This is a genomic window from Bradyrhizobium sp. USDA 4369, assembly GCF_054056435.1.
Genome location: NZ_JBSRYH010000001.1, coordinates 6,489,643 through 6,512,491 on the forward strand (window position 1 = coordinate 6,489,643; position 22,849 = coordinate 6,512,491).

General features: G+C 65.3%; 12 protein-coding genes. 7 read left to right on the forward strand and 5 right to left on the reverse strand.

Annotated features, from left to right (window positions below):
* Window positions 1–126: 126 nt before the first annotated feature.
* A complete protein-coding gene (locus tag ACVIJ6_RS29420; RefSeq protein ID WP_456775572.1) occupies window positions 127–2,994 on the forward strand; it encodes a valine--tRNA ligase in 2,868 nt (955 codons plus the stop codon).
* Window positions 2,995–3,071: 77 nt separating this feature from the next.
* Here ACVIJ6_RS29420 and ACVIJ6_RS29425 read toward each other — a convergent pair whose 3' ends face one another.
* Window positions 3,072–3,662, reverse strand: coding sequence for a DNA-3-methyladenine glycosylase (locus ACVIJ6_RS29425; RefSeq protein ID WP_456775573.1), 591 nt, complete (start codon window positions 3,660–3,662; stop codon window positions 3,072–3,074).
* A gap of 183 nt (window positions 3,663–3,845) precedes the next feature.
* Between ACVIJ6_RS29425 and lipA the strand changes: the two genes are divergently transcribed.
* Both lipA and ACVIJ6_RS29435 read left to right on the forward strand, forming a co-directional pair.
* Entirely contained in the window at window positions 3,846–4,805 is a 960-nt protein-coding gene (gene lipA / locus ACVIJ6_RS29430; RefSeq protein ID WP_456775574.1) for a lipoyl synthase, read from the forward strand.
* Window positions 4,806–4,815: 10 nt separating this feature from the next.
* Window positions 4,816–5,289 carry a type II toxin-antitoxin system RatA family toxin gene (locus ACVIJ6_RS29435; protein WP_456775575.1) on the forward strand — a complete coding sequence of 158 codons (474 nt, stop codon included), beginning with the start codon at window positions 4,816–4,818 and terminating at the stop codon, window positions 5,287–5,289.
* 358 nt (window positions 5,290–5,647) lie between these two features.
* On the opposite strand, the gene ACVIJ6_RS29440 is transcribed toward ACVIJ6_RS29435, so the two are convergent.
* Window positions 5,648–6,910 (reverse strand): methyl-accepting chemotaxis protein, encoded by a 1,263-nt coding sequence (locus tag ACVIJ6_RS29440; RefSeq protein WP_456775576.1) that lies wholly within the window; start codon window positions 6,908–6,910, stop codon window positions 5,648–5,650.
* 293 nt (window positions 6,911–7,203) lie between these two features.
* Window positions 7,204–10,431 carry a type II CRISPR RNA-guided endonuclease Cas9 gene (gene cas9, locus ACVIJ6_RS29445; RefSeq protein WP_456775577.1) on the reverse strand — a complete coding sequence of 1,076 codons (3,228 nt, stop codon included), beginning with the start codon at window positions 10,429–10,431 and terminating at the stop codon, window positions 7,204–7,206.
* Between the two features lie 425 nt (window positions 10,432–10,856).
* On the opposite strand from cas9, the gene ACVIJ6_RS29450 reads away from it, so the two are divergent.
* Together ACVIJ6_RS29450 and ACVIJ6_RS29455 are read left to right on the forward strand one after the other, a co-directional pair.
* Entirely contained in the window at window positions 10,857–12,023 is a 1,167-nt protein-coding gene (locus tag ACVIJ6_RS29450) for a trans-sulfuration enzyme family protein (RefSeq protein ID WP_456775578.1), read from the forward strand.
* A 151-nt stretch (window positions 12,024–12,174) separates the two neighbouring features.
* Window positions 12,175–13,392 carry a LysM peptidoglycan-binding domain-containing protein gene (locus ACVIJ6_RS29455; RefSeq protein WP_456775579.1) on the forward strand — a complete coding sequence of 406 codons (1,218 nt, stop codon included), beginning with the start codon at window positions 12,175–12,177 and terminating at the stop codon, window positions 13,390–13,392.
* 74 nt (window positions 13,393–13,466) lie between these two features.
* Here ACVIJ6_RS29455 and ACVIJ6_RS29460 read toward each other — a convergent pair whose 3' ends face one another.
* Window positions 13,467–14,828: a peptidoglycan DD-metalloendopeptidase family protein gene (locus tag ACVIJ6_RS29460; RefSeq protein WP_456775580.1), complete on the reverse strand. Its 1,362-nt coding sequence runs from the start codon at window positions 14,826–14,828 to the stop codon at window positions 13,467–13,469.
* A 106-nt stretch (window positions 14,829–14,934) separates the two neighbouring features.
* Entirely contained in the window at window positions 14,935–15,642 is a 708-nt protein-coding gene (locus tag ACVIJ6_RS29465; protein ID WP_456775581.1) for a peroxiredoxin, read from the reverse strand.
* A gap of 503 nt (window positions 15,643–16,145) precedes the next feature.
* On the opposite strand from ACVIJ6_RS29465, the gene ACVIJ6_RS29470 reads away from it, so the two are divergent.
* Entirely contained in the window at window positions 16,146–19,853 is a 3,708-nt protein-coding gene (locus tag ACVIJ6_RS29470) for a YhdP family protein (RefSeq protein ID WP_456775582.1), read from the forward strand.
* 250 nt (window positions 19,854–20,103) lie between these two features.
* The gene (locus ACVIJ6_RS29475) at window positions 20,104–22,827 is read left to right on the forward strand and encodes an autotransporter outer membrane beta-barrel domain-containing protein (protein WP_456775583.1); all 2,724 of its coding nucleotides are present in this window, start codon (window positions 20,104–20,106) and stop codon (window positions 22,825–22,827) included.
* Window positions 22,828–22,849: the final 22 nt, after the last annotated feature.

Genomic DNA, 22,849 nt, shown 5'->3' on the forward strand with positions numbered 1-22,849 from the left:
GGCATCAGTCGAAAAATAGTCAAGTCCCAACAGCTTGCGTGAGCTTTTTCAGGCCGCGACCGAAGGCCGAGACGAGTTCCGCGATAGATGAATTGGACGGCAGGCCCTGTGCCCGCTGGAAATGTGATGATCGACAAGAATTATCAGCCCGCCGACCTCGAAGGCCGCATGTCCCTGGTCTGGGAGGATGCGCGCGCATTCTCCGCCGGCCGTCCCGATCGCCGGGACGCCGATCCCTTTACGATCGTGATTCCGCCGCCGAACGTGACGGGCTCGCTGCACATGGGGCACGCGCTCAACAACACGCTGCAGGACATACTGTGCCGGTTCGAGCGGATGCGCGGCCGGGACGTGCTGTGGCAGCCGGGGACGGACCATGCCGGCATCGCCACCCAGATGGTGGTCGAGCGCCAGCTGATGGAGCGCCAGCAGCCGGGCCGCCGCGAGATGGGTCGCGAGAAGTTCCTCGCACGCGTGTGGCAGTGGAAGGACGAGAGCGGCGGGACCATCATCAACCAGCTCAAGCGCCTCGGCGCCTCCTGCGATTGGGGCCGCGAGCGCTTCACCATGGACGAGGGCCTGTCCAAGGCCGTCGTGAAGGTGTTCGTCGAGCTGCACCGCGCCGGCCTGATCTACAAGGACAAGCGGCTGGTCAACTGGGACCCGAAGCTGCTGACGGCGATCTCGGATCTCGAGGTGCAGCAGATCGAGGTCAAGGGCAACCTCTGGTACCTGCGCTATCCGATCGAGGGCAAGACGTTCAGCCCCGAGGATCCGACCAGTTTCATCGTGGTGGCCACCACGCGTCCCGAGACGATGCTCGGCGACAGCGCGGTTGCCGTGCATCCGGATGACGAGCGCTATCAGCATCTCGTCGGCAAGCGTGTGATCTTGCCGCTGGTCGGCCGCGAGATCCCGATCGTCGCCGACACCTATTCCGATCCGGAGAAGGGCACCGGCGCGGTCAAGATCACACCGGCGCATGACTTCAACGATTTCGAGGTCGGCCGCCGCCACGGCCTGCCGCAGATCAGCATTCTCGACCGCGAGGGCTGCGTCGCGCTGGTCGACAATGAGGACTATCTGCGCGGGCTGCCCGAGGGCTCCGAGGAGTTCGCACGGGAGTTCCACGGCGTCGAGCGCTTCGCCGCGCGCAAGAAGATCCTGGAGCGGCTGGAGACCTTCGGCTTCCTCGAGCGCGTCGAGCCCAACACCCACATGGTGCCGCATGGCGACCGCTCCGGCGTGGTCATCGAGCCGTATCTGACCGACCAGTGGTACGTCGACGCCAAGACCCTGGCGCAGCCGGCGATCGCAGCCGTCAGGTCCGGCGCGACGACGTTCGTGCCGCGCAACTGGGAGAAGACCTATTTCGAGTGGATGGAGAACATCCAGCCCTGGTGCATCTCGCGCCAGCTGTGGTGGGGCCATCAGATCCCGGCCTGGTACGGACCCGACGGTAAGGTGTTCGTCGCCGAGACCGAGGAGGAGGCGGTGTCCCACGCGCTCGGCTACTATGTCGAGCAGGAGGTCATCACCGCCGAGCAGGGCCGCGAGATGGCGCTCGACCGCAACAAGCGCGCGGGCTTCATCACGCGTGATGAAGATGTTCTCGACACCTGGTTCTCCTCGGCGCTGTGGCCGTTCTCGACGCTCGGCTGGCCGGACGATACACCGGAGGTGAAGCGCTACTACCCGACCAACGTGCTGGTCACCGGCTTCGACATCATCTTCTTCTGGGTCGCCCGCATGATGATGATGGGCCTGCACTTCATGAAGGAGGTGCCGTTCTCGACCGTCTACATCCACGCGCTCGTCCGTGACGAGAAAGGCGCCAAGATGTCGAAGTCGAAGGGCAACGTCATCGATCCCTTGGCACTGATCGACGAGCACGGCGCCGACGCGCTGCGCTTCACGCTCGCGGCGATGGCCGCGCAGGGACGCGACATCAAGCTGTCGACCCAGCGCGTCGACGGCTACCGCAAGTTCGCCAACAAGCTCTGGAACGCTAGCCGCTTCGCCGAGATGAACGGCTGCACGGTGCCGGAGGGCTTCGATCCGGCGTCCGCGAAGGAGACGCTCAACCGCTGGATCGCCCATGAGGCCGCCGCTGCCACGCGCGAGGTCACCGAGGCCCTGGAGGCCTATCGCTTCAACGATGCGGCGAACGCGATCTACCGCTTTGTCTGGGACGTCTATTGCGACTGGTATGTCGAGCTCTCCAAGCCGACTCTGCTCGGCGAGGACAGCCCGGCCAAGGCCGAGACCCGCGCCATGGTCGCCTGGGCGCGCGACGAGATCCTCAAGCTCTTGCATCCCTTCATGCCCTTCATCACCGAGGCGCTGTGGGAATCGACCGCCCAGCGCGACAGCCTGCTGACCCTGTCGCCCTGGCCGCACCGCACGGACCTGCCGACCGTCGCCGAGATCGCCGCCCTGTCGGCGGCGAGCTTCGGCGATCCGCTGGTGCCGCCGGTCCTGGTCGCATTCAACGCCGCCAGCTTCAAGGACGAGGCTGCCGAGGCCGAGATCGGCTGGGTGGTCGATCTCGTCACGGCGATCCGCTCGGTCCGAGCCGAGATGAACATCCCGCCCGCGACCCTGATGCCGCTTGCGCTGGTCGGAGCGTCCGCCGAGACGAAAGAGCGCGCGCCGCGCTGGAGCGAAGTGATCAAACGACTCGCGCGCCTGTCGGACATCTCCTTCGCCGACACCGCGCCTGAGGGGTCTGCTCAGCTCGTCGTGCGTGGCGAGGTTGCGGCCCTGCCGCTCAAGGGCGTCGTCGATCTCGCCGCCGAGCGCACCCGCCTGGCCAAGGAAATCGCCAAGGCCGACGCCGATATCGAGCGCGTCGACAAGAAGCTCGGCAACGAGAAGTTCGTCGCCAACGCGCCGGAAGAGCTCGTCGAAGAAGAGAAGGAGAAGCGCGAGGCGGCGCTGGCCCGCAAGGCCAAGTTCCAGGACGCGCTGTCGCGGCTGCAGGGCGTGGGGTAGCTCCGCTCTCTCCGTCGTCATTGCGAGCGCAGCGAAGCAATCCAGGGTCCCGCGCGTAGCCTGGATCGCTTCGTCGCTTACGCTCCTCGCGATGACGGAGAGAAGGGCTTGCTCAGGAAGCGCGAGCCCTTCAGGCCAAAGCGCCAGGGCAGTTCGACGGCCTTGGTGATGCCGATGCGGACGCCGGTGACGATCTCGACATCGGCCGGGCGTGCGAACAGCTCGATCGGTTGACGATCCAGCGGCAGGCCGTTGTGCGCAATCGTGATCGCCATCGCCCCTGTCAGTTTACCCGGCCCCGAGCACAGCGCCCTGACATCCTCCAGCCCGCGCCGCCGCTGCATCTCGTCGACGCCGAGCGTCGGCTCGACCGCCCGGATCAGCACCGCGCTGGCCGAGCCCTCGGCCTCGCAGACGAAATTCACGCACCAGTGAATGCCGTAGGAGCGGTAGACATAGGCAAAGCCGGGCGGGCCGAACATCACCTGGTTGCGCGGCGTCGGCCCGCGGAACGAATGCGCCGCTGGGTCGGTGTGGTGATACGCCTCGACCTCGACGATGACCCCGCCGACGCCGTCGACCAGGAACGTCGCCCCGATCAGCTCCGGCGCGACCTCCAGCACGTCGCGGGCGAAGAACGCCCGTGTGAGTCGTTGGCCTGCGGCCATCGGCCGAGGCCGTGAAACTCCGGGGGATTTTGCCGGTTTTTGCGCCATTCTCGAGAAAATCCGCCGCGATGAGCGCTGTTCCGCGCTGCCCATATCTGCCATGCCCTGGTATCCTCGGCCAGCCGGTTGCGGTGCGCCCCGCCACGGAATAGCTAGGGCGCAACAGAGGTTTGCCAGGTCCCCATGGTCACCATCGTCGACACGCTCTCGAACACGCCGCTGCGCCCGCGCCACCCTGAAAAGGCGAACCGGCCGGATTCCATCTCGCCGGCGAAGCCCAGCTGGATTCGCGTCAAGGCGCCGACCACCCGCGGCTATGCCGACACCCGCAATATCGTGCGCGAGAACGGCCTCGTGACGGTGTGCGAGGAGGCGGGCTGCCCGAACATCGGCGAGTGCTGGGACAAGAAGCACGCCACCTTCATGATCATGGGCGACACCTGCACGCGGGCCTGCGCCTTCTGCAACGTCAAGACCGGCCTGCCGGCTGCGCTCGACGCCGGTGAGCCCGAGCATGTCGCGGAAGCCACTTTCAAGCTCGGCCTCGCCCATGTCGTCGTCACCTCGGTCGACCGCGACGATCTCGCCGATGGCGGCGCCGCCCATATCGCCGCGACCATCCGCGCCATTCGCGCGAGATGCCCGACCACCACGATCGAGGTGCTGACCCCCGACTTCCTGCGCAAGGACGGTGCGCTGGAGCAGGTCGTCGCGGCCAAGCCCGACGTCTTCAACCACAATCTCGAGACCGTGCCGTCGCGCTATCTCTCGGTTCGTCCGGGCGCCCGCTACTTCCATTCGATCCGGCTGCTGCAACGGGTCAAGGAGATCGACCCGACCATCTTCACCAAATCCGGCATCATGGTCGGCCTCGGCGAGCAGCGCCACGAGGTGCTGCAGGTGATGGACGACCTGCGCTCGGCCGAGGTCGATTTCCTGACCATCGGGCAGTATCTGCAGCCGACCAAGAAGCACCACGCCGTGATGAGCTATGTCACGCCGGAGGAGTTCGCCAACTACGAGACCGTTGCCTACACCAAGGGCTTCCTGATGGTGTCGGCGAGTCCGCTCACGCGCTCCTCGCATCATGCCGGCGAGGATTTCGCCAAGCTGAAGGCAGCGCGCGACGCGCTCGCGCGCTGATCGAGACGAGATGCCGAGATTTTCCAACAAGCGGCGCGTACCGCACACGGCTGAGCAGATGTTCGACCTCGTCGCCGATGTCGAGCGCTACCCTGAATTCGTGCCGCTGTGCGAGCGGCTGGCGGTGCGCCAGCGCAGCCAGAAGCCCGATGGCACCGAAGTCGTCGTCGCCGACATGACGGTATCGTTCAAGCTGGTCAAGGAGACCTTCACCAGCCGCGTCACGCTCGACCGTGCGGCGCGCAAGATCCTGGTCGAATATGTCAGCGGGCCGTTTTCGAGCCTCGAGAACCGCTGGAGCTTCGAGCCGCGCGAGCAGGGTGCCTGCGAGGTGACGTTCTTCATCGCCTACGAGTTCAAGAGCCGCATGCTGGCGATGCTGATGGGCTCGATGTTCGATACGGTCTTTGCGCGGATGTCGGCGGCGTTCGAAAAGCGCGCCGATGCGATCTACGGCCGCAAGCCGGCGGTGTCGTCGACGTAGCGCTTTTGATCACGCAAGTGATCACCCCGCGACGGCGCCCCAATCTCCGCTGTCGTCCCCGCGAAAGCGGGGACCCATAACCGCAGGGTGCCGTGTGGCGGCACGCCCGTGGCTCCGATCTCCTCTTACCAACCCTCGCCGCGGAGTATGGGTCCCGGGTCGACGCCTTCGCGGCGCGTTGCGCTGCTGCGGCTTGCCCGGGACGACAGCGGTTGGTGAGGCTGGCCGTGTCTCAGCTCACGGCCAAGCAGCGCCGCAATCGGCGTCGTTCAAAATCCGATCCACGTCTCGAACACCGGCTCCGCGACGGCGTCGCGGAGCCGGTCTGATCGCGGACAGCTGACCAGCGATCGTGACCCTACGCCGCCTGCACGGCGCCCAGGAAGTCCTTCACCTTGCTGCGCAGCTCGTCGGCGTGCCTGGCGAGCTGGCCGGCTGCGCCGAGCATCTGCCGGGCGGCGCCGCCGGCAGATTCCACCGTCTGGCTGACCGAGCCGATATTGGTGGCGACCTCGCGGGTGCCGCTGGCGGCCTGGCTGACCGAGCGCGCGATCTCCTGGGTGGCGTGGCCCTGCTGGTCGACGGCGGTCGCGATCGTCTTGGCGATCTCGCTGATCTGGCCGATGGTGCCGCCGATGCCCTGGATCGCCGCGACGGTGTCGCTGGTCGCGCGCTGCATGGCGCTGATATGGGCCGAGATCTCGTCGGTTGCTTTCGCGGTCTGGCTCGACAGGCTCTTCACCTCCGAGGCGACCACGGCGAAGCCACGGCCGGCATCGCCGGCGCGCGCCGCCTCGATGGTCGCGTTCAGCGCCAGCAGGTTGGTCTGGCTCGCAATGGCGTTGATCATGTCGGTCACGGCGCCGATCTTGGCCGCGGCATCCGCCAGGCTGTTGACCAGGTCGTTGGTCCGCGACGAGGCCTCGACCGCCTCTGAGGCGATCGTCGAGGAGGTCGCGACTTGGCGGTTGATCTCGCTGACCGAGCTCGACAGCTCCTCGGTCGCGCCGGCCACCGACTGGACGTTGGAGGAGGCGGAGTTGGACGCCGAAGCCACCAGCGCCACACGCTGCGCGGCCTGGTCGGCAGTCGCGGTCAGCGAGGCGGCCGTCGTTTCCACCTCGCGAGACGCGCCGGAAATGGCATTGGCGATCGCGCCGACGCTGGTCTCGAAATCCTTGGCGATCCGGTCCAGCGCGCGCGTCTTCTCCTCGCGGGCGGCGACCAGATCCGAGAGATCGCGGCGGAAGCTCATGACGTAGGTCTGGCCCTCGATCTGCGTCGGCACCAGCGTGATCTGCACCAGGGCCGGGCTACCGTCCGCGCGCTTGGTGGTCCACTCGAAGCTGGCATGGCCCTCGCGCCTGGCCTTGGCGTCCATCTCGCGCACCATGTCGGCGGACCGCTTGCCGTTCGGCTGGAACTCCGGCGCCATCGTGGCGGGCGAGCGTGACAGCAGGTCCTGTTTGCTGCGGAAGCCGCCGAAACGGACTGCCGTTTCGTTGCACGCGATGATCTTGCCCTCGGACATCACCAGAATGGCATCGCGATTGCGTTCGAAGACTTCGGTCATCAAGAGGTTGTGCACGCGATCAGCCGACTTGCCGGAGAAGAAAGCCATGGGGGGTCCCGAATCCACTGTCAGAGAAGATTGAAGCAGAGCTAGCAGGACAAAATTAACCAAAACCTTCGTGTCGCAGGCGCGCTGAAGAAATCGCCGGTCGTCTCAGCCTCCGGACAACCACGGGCACGCCTCTCCCGCAGATCGAGGCGGCGCAGCCGGCGCGCGAGGTTTCATGCGCGATCAGCGATACGGCCAAGTTGTGCGTGGCTTTCGTTCACGAGACCGCTATGATGCCCTGGCGCGTTGAAGGTGTGGAGCACAGTTGCGGTTGGCCCTCAATCACCAGACCGCTATCTTCGCCCCTCAGCGCATGGCCCTGGCTTCAGGGCCATTTTTTTAGATTGCGTCTGGCCGATGCGAGCGGCGTCCTCGCTTCCGCTTTCATGGCCGCGCTTGCGCCGCCAGGGCTGTCCCAGCACATCGATCCGGACAGGCTCGGCGTTCCATTCGCGAAGCTTGTCAAAACTGGCGAAGAGCCATCGGAACGAATCCTCAGGGTCGTCATGGCGGGTCTGAAGCACGCCCGCCTGATGATGTTCGACGAGGTAGAGCAGGTTGTTCGAAGGCGAAAGCCTGACGATCTTCACGAACTTCTCCGCGCCGGCGTGATCGATCCGCAGCATGTCGCCCTTGAAGACCCGCATGATCCGTTGCGCGGCTGGAGCGTCGCGCGACTCGTTTGCTTGATTGGCCTGAAAGACGGTTGTGGCCCGCGCGATCCATCGACCGTTCTCAGCTTGCAGGATGTCGACGAAGGCATTCTCACCCGCATTGTAAGACTTGTAGATGCGGCCGGCTTCGTCGCGGATCGGGACCAGATAGTCCGGCTTGATCGATTTGGTCAGCCGGACATGGCGAATGCCGTTCGGGTGACCAGCAATGTCCCTGCGCTGCGCGAATGACAGCACCGCCGCTTTGAGCGTCTTGCCTTGCTGCCTTTCGCCGGCCACATGGGCTCTGACGAGGTCTCGCAAGCGGCGATCGCGAATGCGGTCGATCTCCTTTTCGCTGATGTCCACGAAGGTCTTCCGATAGACCAGATTCGCGCCGTCCTCGGTTTCGGGATGTTCGACGGTCCCATAGGCGGTGTCTTCATGCAGGCGGGCCTGCAGGCCGTGATCGGGCTTGTGCGATACGAGCATCGCCTTCAGCCTGGTCTCGAGATCTGTCCGGAACGTCGGCCAGGGGAGGGGAACGTCGATCTTCCGTCGCGTGTCGTCATGCGCGCTCGCCATGCGGCGCAGCAGCGCCTGGTCCGTCAGTGCCGCCACCAGCGCGTCGATGGCATGATGACGATGGTCCTTGCGGCTTTTCGCGGATCTGTCGTCGCTTCCGGGCAGCAGATCGTTGAGCTCCCATTTTGCGCGGAGCAGCGCCGTCATCCGGCCCGGCAGAACGTGGATCCTGTGCGGGTGGGTGACCGCTGCGAGATATTGCTTGGCGACGCGCGCCAGCCAGCTGGTCTCGTTGAGCAGGCGTGCCTGAAAGTCGCCGAGCTCCTCGAATTGCGCCCGCGCGCCCGGACCGAAGCGCCAGCGCTCGCCGCGCGGCAGGCGCGCTGCGCGTTCTGCAATGGCCTCCCAATCGTACGGTCTGCCTCGGCAATGGCCAAAGGCCTCGAATGGCGTTCGATTGCCCTTCTCACGATTGGCGTAGCGCATGCAGACCACTTTGTTGGCGGCGCTGTCGTCCCAGCTGATCGAGAATGGAATGAGGTGATCTATATCCACATCATCAGAGAACAGATGTTCAAGGCCGATCGCCTCGCCCGTATAGGGGCATTCGCTCGCAACATCGCCTTGCTCGTCCCAGAGCTGAAGCTTGAGGAGATTGGGCGCGCTCACGGGGAGCCCGAGCTTGCGCAATAGGGCGGTGCGCTTGTCGTTCTTGCACAGGTTCTCGGCCTGCTCGCGTTCGAGCTCCGCCAGACGTTGGGGCGACAGCTTCAGGTCACGCGTCAACTCGACGGTGATCTCGGCTGGCGGTCCATGTCGCCTGATGAGCTCATTGACGACGCGTCGCAACTGGCCGAGCCCGATGTGAACGGTGGGATTCGGCAAGCGACCCCAGCGCCGTTCGTTGGTCTCGCGCTCATCGTCCGAGCCCACGACATCGTTCTGCAGCCATTGTCCGTAATAGGGCAGGTAGCCGGTGAGAGAGAGCTTGCGGTTCGGCAGCAAAGCGTGATCATAGCCGGCTGCGCCGGCGGCCTCCGCGTAGTTCCTGCCAGCTTCCATCAGCGGCAGGATCCGCTTGATCGCCCTTAGTCCAAGCCTGCAATATCCGTTGGGCAGCAAGGCGGACAACGCCCGCCGCGCAGGTGCTTCATCAAGGCCGTGAGCTGTCCCGAGCGAGGCGATGAGCGCTGCTTCATCGAGCTCGCTCTCCAGCAGAGCGACGATGTCGATCCGACGATCCAGGGACCAGTCATGCCATGCCGGGCCAAAATGTCTCCTGGCGGACAGGATCGCGCCGGTTGCGTCGCCCTTGAGGTGATCACGCCGGTCGCTTTCAAGGTTGAACCGCGCGTCCGACGGCAATCCGAGAAGGCGGCGGATCTCATCGAAGCTGAGTTGGTCGCTCTGTAGCAGCGCCCATGCGACCTTGTCCTGATCCTCCTGGCCAAGCCTGGGAGACGTCGGGCCCGTCTCCACCATGGCCAGATTGCGGACGTCCTGCCAGATGCGGAAACGCTGCGCCAGGGGATGCGACCAGGCGCAGCGAAAGCCGTCGACGTCGTCCTGGCTGGTGGCGGGGTCGAGCGAGCATTTCCCGATCGACGGTCGCTTCATCGCGCGTTGAGATAAGATCGCCTCGCGTATCGCGTCATGCGCTTCGGCCGTCATCGTTGGGTGATGCGGCGCCTGTGCCGCCCAGATGGCTTCGAACTCCGCATCAACCATCGCGCGTGTCGGATAGAATTCATACCGCGCCTGGACGTCGCCGCCGACAGGGTTGCGGGCGCGCACCGTGGCGCGGAGCTGATGACGGCGGTTGAGGAATTCGCCGAGCGTGCGCGCGCCGCACGCCTTCATCGATGTCTGCAGTCTGCCGGCCGCGGCCTTGATCGCGCTGGCGTCCTTGTTGACTTGCTCGATCGCTCGATTGGCAAGCAAGCCGCGGCGCTGGTTGAGGTGAAACAGCGCCCGGCCGACATGATGCACAGGCAGCACTTCATCGAGCGCTTTCGCGCGGAGACCATAGGGATCGAGGCACTCCAATCGCTTTCGGGCAGGCTCATCGGCGGGCATCAAGCCGTGCTTGACCAGCAAGCCCATCAGCTTTCCGCGTCGCTGCAGATAGCGGTCGCGTCGCCGTCGTGCACTGCGCGCGAGACGGCGACCGGCCGCATTGGATTGCTTGGACTGCGGGTTACGGCCGTCGGGGAAGATCCTGACGCCGCCCGGGCCAAGGCCCTCGGGCTGCCCGTGATCGTCGAGCCAGACCATGAACCAGCCCAGCGAATTGGCGCCGAGATCTACGCCCAGACGGTAGGCCCGTAAACTCGTTCTCTTCATGATGACTCATTACTTAACCTCCTCCGAGAATGAAGGAGCAGACAACCGAGCTGCCATTGTTCGATGGACGCATCGCTGATTCAACTCTGAGGACCGGCTGCTTTGTTCTCGACTGCACCCCAGTTGTCGGATTGACACAACCTCAAGGGGAATAGATGCTGGTCGTGGTATCTATGTCGAATGCGTGGAAAGAGGTTTTGCCAACGACGTAGCGGTCTGGTGATTGAGGGCCTCCCGTTAACAAGTTCGGATAGAGCACCAAATGGGGCGGGCTGCGGCTCGCCCCTTCCATTTGGTGTGCTCACCGGCGCGAGTCGGTTTGGTGACGTCAAGACATCTTGCGTGATGGACTTTGCGGACGCAGCGCTCGCGTCCGTGATGCGGTTTGGCTACGATCGCTGCGACGTCTCCTCACGAGGATTTTCATGCACGACCTCACGCGCTGTGTTCAGCACCCCGCCGTGTCCCATGACGGCTTTTCGTCGCTCGCGGTTCCGACCTATCGCGCCTCGACCATTGTCTATGGCGATCCGCAGGCGTTCGTGCATCGCGCGGAGCGCGGCCTGGACGGCTACACTTACGGCCTGCATGGAACGCCCACGACGCGGACCCTGGAAGCGCAACTGACGGCGCTGCATGGCGGCGAACGCACGGTGTTGGTTCCGTCCGGGCAGGCAGCCGTCGCGGCGACGATGCTTGCGGTGCTCAAGCCGGGCGACAAGGTGCTGATACCGGATCACGTCTATCCGCCGGTACGAAGCCTCTGCGAGGACTATCTCGCGTCGCGCGGCATTTCCCATGCGGTCTATGATCCGCTGATCGGCGCCGGCATCGCTGACCTTATCGATGCCAGCACGAAGCTGATATGGCTGGAGTCGCCGGGATCGGGAACGATGGAGGTGCAGGATGTCGCGGCGATCGCCGCCGTCGCGAAGGCGAGGGGCGTGCTGACGGGCTGCGACAACACCTGGGCCAGTCCGTTATTGTTCAAGCCGCTGGCGCATGGCGTCGATTTCGCGATCGAGGCGCTGACGAAATATGTCGGGGGCCATTCCGATCTGCTGCTGGGTTCGATCACGGTCAAGGATCTCGCGCTGCGAAACGCGCTCAAGCAGGTGCTGGGCGTACTTGGCATCGGCGTGTCGCCCGACGAGGCGGCGCTGGCCTTGCGCGGCATCGAGACGATGGGCGTCCGCATCGCGCATAGCGGCCGTGTCGCACGTGACTTTGCCGAACGGCTGCAGAGCGTCCCGGCGGTCGCGCGTGTTCTGCATCCGGCGCTGCCGTCCTGTCCGGGTCACGAGATCTTTGCGCGCGATTACATTGGCGCGAGCGCCGTTTTCAGCATCGTGATCCGGCCGGAGTTCACGGCGCGGATCCCTGTTGCGCTCGGTCATCTGCGGTTGTTCGCGATTGGCGCGTCGTGGGGCGGCACCCACAGCCTGATCGCGCCGATGGACGTCGCGGCCGGCCGCACGGTGCGCCCTTGGAATCCGGCGGAAGGATTGGTCCGGCTCAGCATCGGCCTCGAAGAGCCAAACGAGCTCTGGCAGGACCTCGCGCACTTTCTTGCGGCGCTCGGGTGCGGCTGAGCTGCGCTCGTCAACCTTGTGGCGGCTCACATCGGGCGCGGCGGTCCGGAGTTTTGCGGAAGCGTGCCGGCCTCGCCGCGATGGTGTATAGAGGGTGCTCGTAACGGCTCGGCGCAAGCACGAGCGAAATCGACCAGGGATGGAGCGACCCATGATCGTCAGCGGCAAAGCGGTGATCCGCATCGTCCTCGGCGTGGTGGCCGTCGCCGTGACGGCGGTCGCGCTGATCCTCGTGTTCGACCCAGCCATCAATTTTGATCTTCCATCCCCCGCCGGGGAGAAGACGGCAGCGGGCGCAGGGGCGCCGGCTCAGCCTGGATCGGGCGCGGTCGCCGTGCAAACTCCTGGCGCTCAGGAGCAGGATCGGGCTGCAAACCCGCTCGCCAAGATGCAGCAGCAGGCGGGCGGTCTCGCAGACGTGCTGAGCCCGCTCGTTCCTCAGCCGAGTGCGGATAGCGATTTGCCGGCGTTCGACGTGGTCAACGTCGACCCGTCGGGTGACGCCGTCGTCGCGGGCCGGGCGACGCCTGGGGCCGCCGTGGAACTGCTGCGCAATGGCGAGGTCCACGATCGCACCGTTGCGGACCGTTCCGGGCAGTTTGCCATGGTTCCACGACGGCTTCCTGCGGGCACCTACGATCTGACCTTGCGGGCGAAGCTTGCGGATGGGCGAGAGCTGTCCTCGAGACAGAGCGTTGCCGTCATCGTCGAGGCCGGCCGACAGCCGGCGACCGTGGCCTTGCTCGCGCCCGGCGAACCGACCCGCGTTCTCTCGAAGCCTTCGGGATCGATCCCGCAGGCGCTCGCGGTGGACGCGGTCGATGTCGAGCCGAGCGGCATCCTCCGGGTCAGCGGCCGCGCGCGGCCGGGGGCGACCGTGAGACTTTACCTGAACGATCGCCTGATCTCCTCGGCGATAGCAGCTGCCGACGGACGCGTGAGCATCACCATCGGCAAGGACGTGGCGCGCGCCAGCAACGACCGGATCCGGCTCGACGAAGTTGACCCGAAGTCGGGATCGGTTCAGGCCCGGGCCGAGGTGCCGTTGAGTCTGCCGGAGGACTCGACGACCGCCTCGCTGCCGTCAGCCGCGGGATCCACAGGCAAGGCAAGCGGCACTCCGGCATCCCAGCGCACGGCGCTCGCAGCCGCGGGTGGTTCCCAGGACGCGGTCGCCCACGCCGGCGGAGGTGAGCCGAAAATGGTCACCGTCACCGTCGCCCGCGGCGACAGCCTGTGGCACATCAGCCGGCGCCTGCTCGGCGGTGGGACGCGCTACGCCGTGATCTACAAGGCCAATCGCGAGCAGATCCGCAGTCCCGACCTGATCTATCCGGGTCAGGTCTTCCTGCTGCCGGCCAAGCGATAAGGCAGTGCCATCCGCGATGGCGCCGCTGCAACATTGGCGAGACAGGGGAGAATTGGGCTCGGCCGATGGCCGCGTCAGCCGGCGCTGAGCCGGACGCCGGCGCGCAGGAATTTCTGTGGGTCGACCGCCTCGCCGTCGATGCGAGTTTCGTAATGCAGGTGCGGGCCGGTCGAGCGACCGGTCGAGCCGACCTCGCCGATGATGTCGCCGATCTTCACCTGCTGGCCGATCTTGACGTTGATTTCGGAGAGATGGCCATAGCGGGTGGACAGGCCGTTGCCGTGATCGACCTCGACCATGCGGCCATAGCCGCCTGACCAGCCAGCATTGACCACCTTGCCATTTGCGGTGACGCGGACCGGATCGCCCGTGGCTGCACGGAAATCGAGGCCCGTGTGCATCGCGGGCCGGCCGAGGAACGGATCGGAGCGCACGCCAAATCCGGAGGTGAACTCGACCTCTCCGATGACCGGCTTGCGATAGGGCACCAGCGACAGCGTGCGGTTCATCTTCTCGACCTGCGCGCGGGTGAGGCTGATGCGATAGAGCTGGCGCTCGAACGGGCCGGATTCTGCGCCGAGCTTCACCGGCACGAAGGGGCCGCCCATCGCGCCCTTCGGGGCCGCGGCTTCGAGCTGGCCCATGTCGAGGCCGAGATCGATGATCACGCCGCGCATCCGGCGCAGCTTCGATTCGAGCGTCTCTTCCGCCGACGACAGCATCGCCAGCTGCCGCGCTTCGACCTGGTCGAGCGAGCGCGTCAGCCGCGTCAGCACATTGTCGACGCCGGCGAGCTTGGTCGCCTGGCTCAGTTGCACGTTCGCCAGCATGGGGCTGCGCGATTCCAGCCGCGCCTCACGGTCCGGCGGCGCCGTGAAGATCACGGTGTCGCTGATCGGCGACGGCTTCGGCGTGGCCGGCGCGGCGGACGGCTCGATCGCGGGGCCGCGCGCCGGCGGACGGATCGCGCCGGTCACATCGGGAATGCTGCCCAGCGCGGTGGCGCGGCCCTCGAGCGCGGTCTGGCGCTTCAGGATCTGGTCGAGCTTCTGGTCGAACTGCTCCTGGTCGAGCAACTGACGGCTGGTGGCGCGATCGACCTTGGCGCGCAGCTCGGCGATCCGATCCTCATAGGCGTATTGCATCTCGGCCTGACGGGCGATCAGGCGCGTCAGCACGTCGTCGCGGAATGCGAAATAGGTAGCGGTCGCCGCTGACCACAGGCCGAGCAGGCTGACCGTCCCGACGACGATCCAGAACACGACCGGACCGATCCGGACCTGCCGGCCGGCATGCACCAGCGTATAGTCGCTCTGCGAGGTGGCCGGAGCGGGGGCAGGGTGACTGACCGGAGAGCGCCGCTGCTGCACGGCGCGTCCGCGGTCATGCGAATGGTGCTGGGGATATTCGGCGTACTGGCCGGAACGATGCGACATCGACACTCCCGCGCCGGCCGGAGCTCATCGTTTCCAGCGGCGTCATTTACGGGAGGGATTTGACCCCTGCATGGTTAATTTTCCCCCAACACCATGCGTTGCAATCTCAGAGCTCGCGCGCCGCCGTCAGCACGGCGTCGGCATGGCCGTCGACCTTGACGTTGCGCCACACCCTGGCGACGCGGCCGTCGGCGCCGATCAGCACTGTGCTCCGGATGATGCCGAGGAATTTGCGGCCATAGAGGGATTTCTCGCCCCAGGCGCCATAGGCCTCCAGCATCTCATGTGTCTCGTCGGAGATCAGCGGCACGGCCAGATCGTGCTTGTCGCGGAAATTGTCCTGCGCCTTGACCGAATCGGCCGATACGCCGAGCACGGCGGTGCCGGCTGCGGCAAACTCCTTGGTCAGGCGGGTGAAGTCGATTGCTTCCTTGGTGCATCCGGGGGTGTTGGCTTTCGGATAGAAGAACAACACCAGCTTTTGTCCGGCATAGTCGGCCAGCGAAACGGTTCCGCCGCCGTCGCGCGGCAGCTTGAAGGCAGGAGCCTTGGCGCCCTCGGCGAGCACGATTCCGCCTGCAGCGGGGAGGGGCGATGTGGGCTTCGCCTTCGCCGAGGGCTTGGTCGCGGGCTTGGCTGCCTTCTTGGCGGCGGTCGTCTTGGCTGTCGTCGTCTTGGTCGCCTTGGCAGGCTTCGTCGTTACGGGCTTGGCGGTCTTTTTGACGGCCTTCTTGGCGGCCATTGCGGCCCGGTTCCCCGCGATCCCATCGCGGGCTCCAGGATTGGAGGATTTCTTTTGTGATTCCTTTGACATACGCCTTCCTTTCGTCGCTTTCCGCAGCTCAATCATGAGAGTGTCTCCGTCCTTGTCCGGTGTCCCGGGAAATCTTGCATCCGTGCTTCGGCGCACGCGGGGGCGACGCCTCTTGCGACGACGTGAAAGTCACGGATACCAGCACGCGTGAGTACCAAAGCAATGACGACTCTCGTACCGTCTCCGGATCGGCTGTCCCCGTCACATATTCCGACCGGTCGTGGTGAGGCGCAGCTTCGTCGGCACGAGCGGGTGGGCAAACCTCACGGCGGCAGGGTATAGTGACGAGGAATTTGTGCTTCGTCTTCTCCGCGTCGCGGAATTGACGACAGCAGGCGGCTCGATTGGGCCCGTTTCAGTGGGACGGGCGGCGGCGAGGAAGCGGCGATGCCGGCGATCGAAGCGCGCAGCCTGTGAACGGGCGGGGCAACATTGGCGACCAATCTGGCTCGGGCCAGATTGTCACCTACGCATCCAACACCAGCGGCCAGCACCGAGAGGCAATGGCAAGACAGACATCCCCCCACCGGCCCCATCTGCAAGCGGACACCCAGGGCCAACAGTGGGATGACGCCGACTGGGATACGGCTCACCCCCACGACGCGGATGGAGCGCATGACGAGATCGCCGGCCAACGCGTCCGCCGGCTGCTGTCGCACGACGATTCGGGCTTGGCTGCCCTGTCGGGCCGGCCCGGCAAGGCGCGTGCGGCCCGCAAGGGCGGCCTGGTGCGGCGCATCGGCATCGCGCTGGTCGCTCTGGTCCTGATCCTGGCGATCGGGTTCGGCGGCTTGTGGCTGCGGCTCGGCGCCGGCCCGATCAGCCTCGACCTCGCGACGCCTTGGCTCGCCGCGGCGATCGCGGACAATATCGGTCACGGCAATACGGTCGAGGTCGGCGGCACGCAGATCGAGCGCGCCGGCCGCATCCGGATCGCGGTCCGGATTCGCGACATCGTCGTCCGCGATCAGGAGCAGGCGATCGTGGCCAGCGCGCCCAAGGCCGAGGTGCGGCTGTCCGGCGCAGCCCTGTTGATGGGCCAGCTCCGCGCCGAAAGCCTCAAGCTGGTCGATGCCGAGCTTGCAATCCGCATCACCCCGGACGGCACCGTCACGGTCTCCACCGGCGAGACCAGCAAGCCGCTTGCCACCGGCGTTGCCTCCAAGCGCGATGCGGGCCTGCCGCCGACCTTCCCGCGGCCGGGCCAGCCCGTCACGCCGCCGACCGTGCCCGAGGCCGCAACCCAGCAAGCTGCACCCGCCAACCCGGCTGCCACAGGACCTACGGTGCCGACCAGCGCCCAGAGCGGCCTGCTGGCCGGTCTCGACTGGCTCGACAGCCTCAGCCTGACCGGCCTCGATGGCCAGAACCTCAACGAAATCGGCTTGAAGAATGGCGTGCTGATCGTCGACGACCAGCAGCGCGGCAACAAATGGACGTTCGAGAATATCAGCCTCAGCCTGCGCCGCCCCTCCGGCGGCGGCGTCGCGCTGAGCCTGGGCGAAGAGGGCGCCAAGCCGTGGCTGCTGCGGGTGCTGGTCGGGCCGCCGTCCAACGGCGTGCGCTCGATAGACATCAAGGCCGACAAGGTTTCCACCAGCAACATCCTTCTGGCGCTGCGCCTGAAGGACCTGACCTACATGGCCGACCTGCCGCTGACCGGGGAGATCAAGGGCGAGCTCGCCCGTGACGGGCTGCCGACCTATCTGCGCGGCAAGATCAATATCGGCGCCGGCAACATCATCGATACCGATACGCCGGATTATCCGATGGCGATCGACTCCGCCGAGATGAGCATGGATTGGGATGCCGGCCGTCGCGTGCTGGTCGCTCCGTTCAAGGTGATCTCGGGCGCCAACCGGATCACGCTGAACGCCAATCTCGAGCCGCCCAATGACGCCGTCAATGATTGGCGGCTCGGACTGAGCGGCGGCACCATCCTGCTCGGCGCGATCGAGAACGAGGCGCCGCTGATCTTCAACCGGATCTCGATCAACTTCCGCTTCGACACCGAGGGCAAGCGCGTGGTGCTCACGCAGGCGGAAGTGTCCAACGGCGAGATCGGCGTTGCCGGGACTGGCAGCGTCGAATATGCCGGCGAGCCGCGGCTGAAGCTTGGCTTTGCCGCCACGCCGATGCCGGCGCTGGCGTTGAAGCGGATCTGGCCGGCGCTGATCGTGCCGGAGGTGCGGGCCTGGATCATCGAACGGATCGAGCGCGGCAACGTGCAGCGCGTCGACGTCGCGGTGAACTCGCCGACCCGCAACCTGCCGCGCAAGGGACCGCCGATCCCCGATGACGGACTGGACGTCAACATCTTGGCGACCAATGTCACGGTGCATCCCGTCGACGGCCTGCCGTCGGTGCGCGATGCCGACATGAAGGCGCATGTCACGGGGCGTACCGCCACGGTGACCATCGGGCAGGGCGTGGCCGACACGCCCGCGGGGCGCAAGCTGAACTTCTCCGACGTCGTGTTCGAAGTGCCGGACATGGCGCCGAAGCCGTCGCCGTCGCGTCTGCGCATGCGCGTCGACGGGCAGGTCGCCGCGGCAGCGGAGATTCTCGCCTCTGATCGGCTCAACGACCTCTCGTCGGTGCCGATCGATCCGAACCAGACCAAGGGCACGTTCCAGGCCAATGTCACGCTCGCGATGCCGGTCAAGGGGGAGCTGACCAAGGCCGACACCAATTATACGGTCACGGCGGACCTCAGCGGCTTCGCCGCCGAAAAGCTGGTGATGAACCAGAAGCTTGAGGCCAATACGCTGAAGATCGTCGCCAATACCGCGGGCTATCAGGTCAAGGGCGACGTCAAGATCAACGGCCAACCGGCGACGCTCGACTATCGCAAGCCGACCGAGGGCGACGCCGACATCAAGATGCAGGCCGTGCTCGACGATGCCAGCCGTGCGCGGCTCGGCATGGATCTCGGCACGGCCGTGACCGGCGACGTGCCGCTCAAGCTGAACGGCAAGATCGCCGGCTCTCCCGATCGCGACAGCCGGCTCGGCGTCGAAGCGGATCTGACCAAGCTGAAGCTCGACAATCTGCTGCCGGGTTGGGTCAAGAATCCGGGCAAGGCGGGCAAGGCGACCTTCAACGTGGTCGCCAAGCAGCAATCGACCCGCTTCGAAGACATCAACGTCGAAGGCGGCGGGGTCGCGATCAAAGGCTCGCTTGAGGTCGACCAGAACGGCGACCTGATGAACGCCAACTTCCCGACCTATTCGCCATCGGAGGGCGACAAGACGCAGCTGAAGGCCGAGCGCGGCCAGGACGGCGTTTTGAAGCTGTCGATGCGCGGCGACGTGTTCGACGGTCGCGGCTTCCTGAAATCGGCGATCTCGGGCACCAACAAGGATGCCGAGAAGAACAAGGCGCGTTCGAATCTCGATTTCGATGCCGAGGTCAAGCTCGGAGCCGTCGCCGGCTTCAATGGCGAGGCGCTGCGTAGTGTCGATGTCAAGCTCTCCAGGCGCGGCGGCGCCTTCAAGAGCTTCAATCTCAGCGGCAAGGTCGGGCGCGATACGCCGGTCACCGCGGATATTCGGGTCGGACGCGAGGCGCCGAGCTCCGATCCGCGCGCCCGCCGGCAGGGACGCGAGGTGATCTATCTCGTGACCAATGATGCCGGCGCGCTGCTGCGCTTTGCCGATACCTATACGAAGATGGCGGGTGGCGAGCTGGAGCTCGCGATGGAGCCGCCGACGGCCGACAGCAGCCCGAAGGAGGGGCTGGCGATCGTTCGCAATTTCACTGTCAGGGGCGAGCAGGCGCTCGATCGCGCCGCGTCCGGCGCGGTGCAGGGCGCCTCGCAAGGCATCGCCTTCACGATGTTGCGCGCGGAGTTCACACGGCAGAACGGGCTGCTCTCGGTTCGTGACGGCGTCGTCAAGGGACCGACGCTCGGCCTCACCCTCGAAGGCAGCATCGACTACAACGTCAACCAGGTCCGCGCCTCCGGCACGATCGTGCCGCTGTATGGGCTGAACAACATGTTCAACCAGATTCCGATCGTCGGTCTGTTCCTCGGCGGCAGCAATGAGGGTCTGTTTGGCGTGACCTACGAGGTCGTGGGAACGCCGAGCCAGCCGGTGGTGCGCATCAATCCGATCTCGGCGATGCTGCCGGGCGTGACGCGCAAGATCATGGATTTCAACACGGGCAAGCAGCAATACCCGCCGGGCGAGCTGCCGCCGAACAATTGAGGGGCTGGCGGCGCCGGTCGGCGTTGAGGCCGCTTTCCTGACGAATACGCTTGGTTGTGGTTGGCGCGCGAGACAAGCGACGCCCTGTCCAAGCTCGTCGATTGTCGAGGCACGTCGGCAGACACCTTCTTGGGGGCCCGCCGGGTGCACCTGCAGGATTCAATGCGCGTATGGTGCAAGATCAGATTGCGGCTTGCGTCGGCTTGCGATTATATTTCAGGTAGTTTCTTACTGTTTCTGAGAGTTCATTGTGAAACACCCGCTTGTCCTGGTCGGACTGCGTGCAGGCGGTTTTGCGCTGCTGGGTCTGATCGTCGCGCCGGATTCAGCCCGGGCCGGTTGCTCAATTGGCGGTACGGTTCAAACCTGCACTGGAGATGTGTCGGCGGGCGTTGCGGTCAATCCCTCCGCGACCACGTTGCTGGTCAATTCACTGACCACCAACATCACGCCGACCTCGGGGACCGCCGGCGTTTCGACCGGGCAATTCACCTCCGATATTTCCGGCACGATCGATCTCGGGCCATTTCAAATCATCACCTCCGGGGCCGGAGGGGTGAGTTTCATCAGTGCGCGAAACGTAGATCTCACATTCAAAGGGACGATCTCCACCAATGGGGGTGCGGGGATCGTTGCGTACAGCGGTGGTGAGCCGAGCTTCAATGTCCATGTCAGCTCGACGGGAAACATCTCGACCCGCGGGGCCGGCGCGGCTGGTATCGCTGCCGGCACGGGTTGCTGCGGGGTCGTGACGCTCGACTCGACGGGAGACATCTCGACAAATGGGAACAGCTCCAACGGCCTTGTCGCGCAGGCGGGCGCCTTCTCGAGCGCGGTGACGTCGAAGGGAAACGTGACGACGGCAGGCGATAACTCGGCCGCCATTGCGGCATTCAGCAGCGGCTCCCTGGTGAGGATCTCGTCGCAAGGGAACCTGGCGACGTCGGGAAGCAACGCCCAGGGGATCACCGCGTTCGGCAGCGACATCGCCATCAATTCGATCGGCAATCTCGTCACGAGCGGAAGCGGGTCTGATGGCATCCTCGCGCGATCCACATCCTTTGGCCAACTCGGCTCCATCAGCTCGAACGGCAACATCACCGCGTCCGGCGACGGCTCCTACGCAATCCATGCCATCACGTCCAGTCTAGGCAACACCACCGTGACCAACCTGGGAGGTACGATCTCCGGAGGGCCGGGAGCGGGCGCCGGCATCTACCTGCAGGGAGGCAACGCCAACATTCTGAGGAATTATGGCACGGTCACAAGCGCAGCGGGCACCGCAGGAAGCGCGATTTTGGGCGATACCGGCAACATTGTCGTCAACAATTCCGGCACCATCATCGGCAGCGTCAGGCTCGGCAGCGGAACCAACAGCTTCAACAATCTTGCAGGGGCCGTGTTCGCGCCGGGCGCTTCGGTTGCGCTCGGGGACGGAATGACGCTGACAAACAGTGGATTGCTCGCTCCCGGCGGGAGCACCGCGATTCAGACGACCAATCTCAGCGGCAATTTGATCCTGAATTCGGGCGGAACCTATCTGGTCAAGGTATCGCCCACCGCGTCCGATCGGATCGTCGCGTCGGGAACGGCGGCATTGTCGGGCACGGTGAATGCGGTCTTCAGCCCTGCCGCCTATGTGACCAAGAGATACACGATCCTGTCCACGGCGGGCGGCCTTAACGACACGAGGTTCTCCACCTTGGTGGAGACCAACCTGCCCACGAATTTTCATGCCGCGCTGAGCTACACCACCAAGGATGTCTACCTTGATCTGATCCTCAATTACGCACTTCCCGGTGGGCTCAACGGCAACCAGGCGGCGGTCGGGAATACGCTGATCAACGTGTTCACCGGCAGTGGAATTCCGTTCGTCTATGCTGGGCTGACGGCGAATGGGCTGACGCAGGCCTCAGGTGAGGTTGGCACGTTGCCGCAGCACACGACGTTCGATGCAATGGGCCAGTTCATCGGGCTGCTCACCGATCCACCGATACAAAGCACGGCCGCGCCTGCTTGGTGGTCCGGCCGGGCAGGGTTTGCGGGCGAGCGCGAGGCGAACCAGGCAAATCGGCGGGCCGACGCGTTTGCGATGTTCACCAAAGCCCCTCCGCTGCCATTCGTGCAGCACTGGAACGTGTGGACCGCAGGCTTCGGTGGGGCGCAGTCGAGCAACGGCCAAGCGAGCGTTGGATCGAGCGACACGACCAGCCGAATCTACGGTGCAGCTGCGGGGGCAGACTATCTGTTTTCGCCGAACACGCTGGCGGGCTTCTCGCTTGCCGGAGGTGGCACGAATTTCAGCATCAACGGACTCGGTTCGGGACGCTCTGATCTTTTTCAGGTTGGTGCGTATATGCGCCACACGGACGGACCGGCCTACGTCTCGGCAGCGGTGGCTTATGGTTGGCAGGACATCACGACCGATCGCTACGTGACGATCACAGGCGTCGATCATCTTCGCGCGGCGTTCAACGCGAACGCCTATTCCGGCCGGGTCGAAGGTGGCTACCGCTTTGTCGGGCCTTGGCGCGGCGGTGTCGGCATCGCGCCCTACGCAGCGGCTCAGGTCACCACGATCGCTCTGCCGTCCTATTCGGAGCAGGTGGTCTCCGGTGCCGGAAGCTTCGCCCTGAACTACGCCTCGAGGAGTCCGACCGATACCCGCAGCGAGCTCGGCTTCCGTACTGACAAGTCGTTCGCGGTGCCAAATGGTGTACTCTCTCTTCGCGGCCGCCTTGCCTGGGCGCATGACTTCAATCCCGACCGGGCGACTGCCGCGACATTCCAGGCGGTGCCCGGGGCGAGTTTTGTCGTCAATGGGGCGGCGCAAGCCAGAGATTCGGCGCTGACCAGCGCCGCGGTCGAGATGCATTGGATGGCCGGCTGGTCGGCGGCAGCGACCTTCGAAGGGGAGTTTTCGGATACGACCCGCTCATATGCGGGCAAAGCCGTCGTGCGCTACGCGTGGTAGCCGTTTCGCTTCCGGTGCGCGA

Excerpts from the sequence above, each read along its gene's own strand:
- ACVIJ6_RS29460 (WP_456775580.1), bottom strand. The coding sequence starts at position 14,828 with ATGTCGCATCGTTCCGGCCAGTACGCCGAATATCCCCAGCACCATTCG.
- ACVIJ6_RS29450 (WP_456775578.1), top strand. The coding sequence starts at position 10,857 with ATGCACGACCTCACGCGCTGTGTTCAGCACCCCGCCGTGTCCCATGAC.
- ACVIJ6_RS29440 (WP_456775576.1), bottom strand. The coding sequence starts at position 6,910 with ATGGCTTTCTTCTCCGGCAAGTCGGCTGATCGCGTGCACAACCTCTTG.
- ACVIJ6_RS29470 (WP_456775582.1), top strand. The coding sequence starts at position 16,146 with ATGGCAAGACAGACATCCCCCCACCGGCCCCATCTGCAAGCGGACACC.
- ACVIJ6_RS29465 (WP_456775581.1), bottom strand. The coding sequence starts at position 15,642 with ATGTCAAAGGAATCACAAAAGAAATCCTCCAATCCTGGAGCCCGCGAT.
- ACVIJ6_RS29425 (WP_456775573.1), bottom strand. The coding sequence starts at position 3,662 with ATGGCCGCAGGCCAACGACTCACACGGGCGTTCTTCGCCCGCGACGTG.
- cas9 (WP_456775577.1), bottom strand. The coding sequence starts at position 10,431 with ATGAAGAGAACGAGTTTACGGGCCTACCGTCTGGGCGTAGATCTCGGC.
- lipA (WP_456775574.1), top strand. The coding sequence starts at position 3,846 with ATGGTCACCATCGTCGACACGCTCTCGAACACGCCGCTGCGCCCGCGC.
- ACVIJ6_RS29435 (WP_456775575.1), top strand. The coding sequence starts at position 4,816 with ATGCCGAGATTTTCCAACAAGCGGCGCGTACCGCACACGGCTGAGCAG.
- ACVIJ6_RS29455 (WP_456775579.1), top strand. The coding sequence starts at position 12,175 with ATGATCGTCAGCGGCAAAGCGGTGATCCGCATCGTCCTCGGCGTGGTG.
- ACVIJ6_RS29420 (WP_456775572.1), top strand. The coding sequence starts at position 127 with ATGATCGACAAGAATTATCAGCCCGCCGACCTCGAAGGCCGCATGTCC.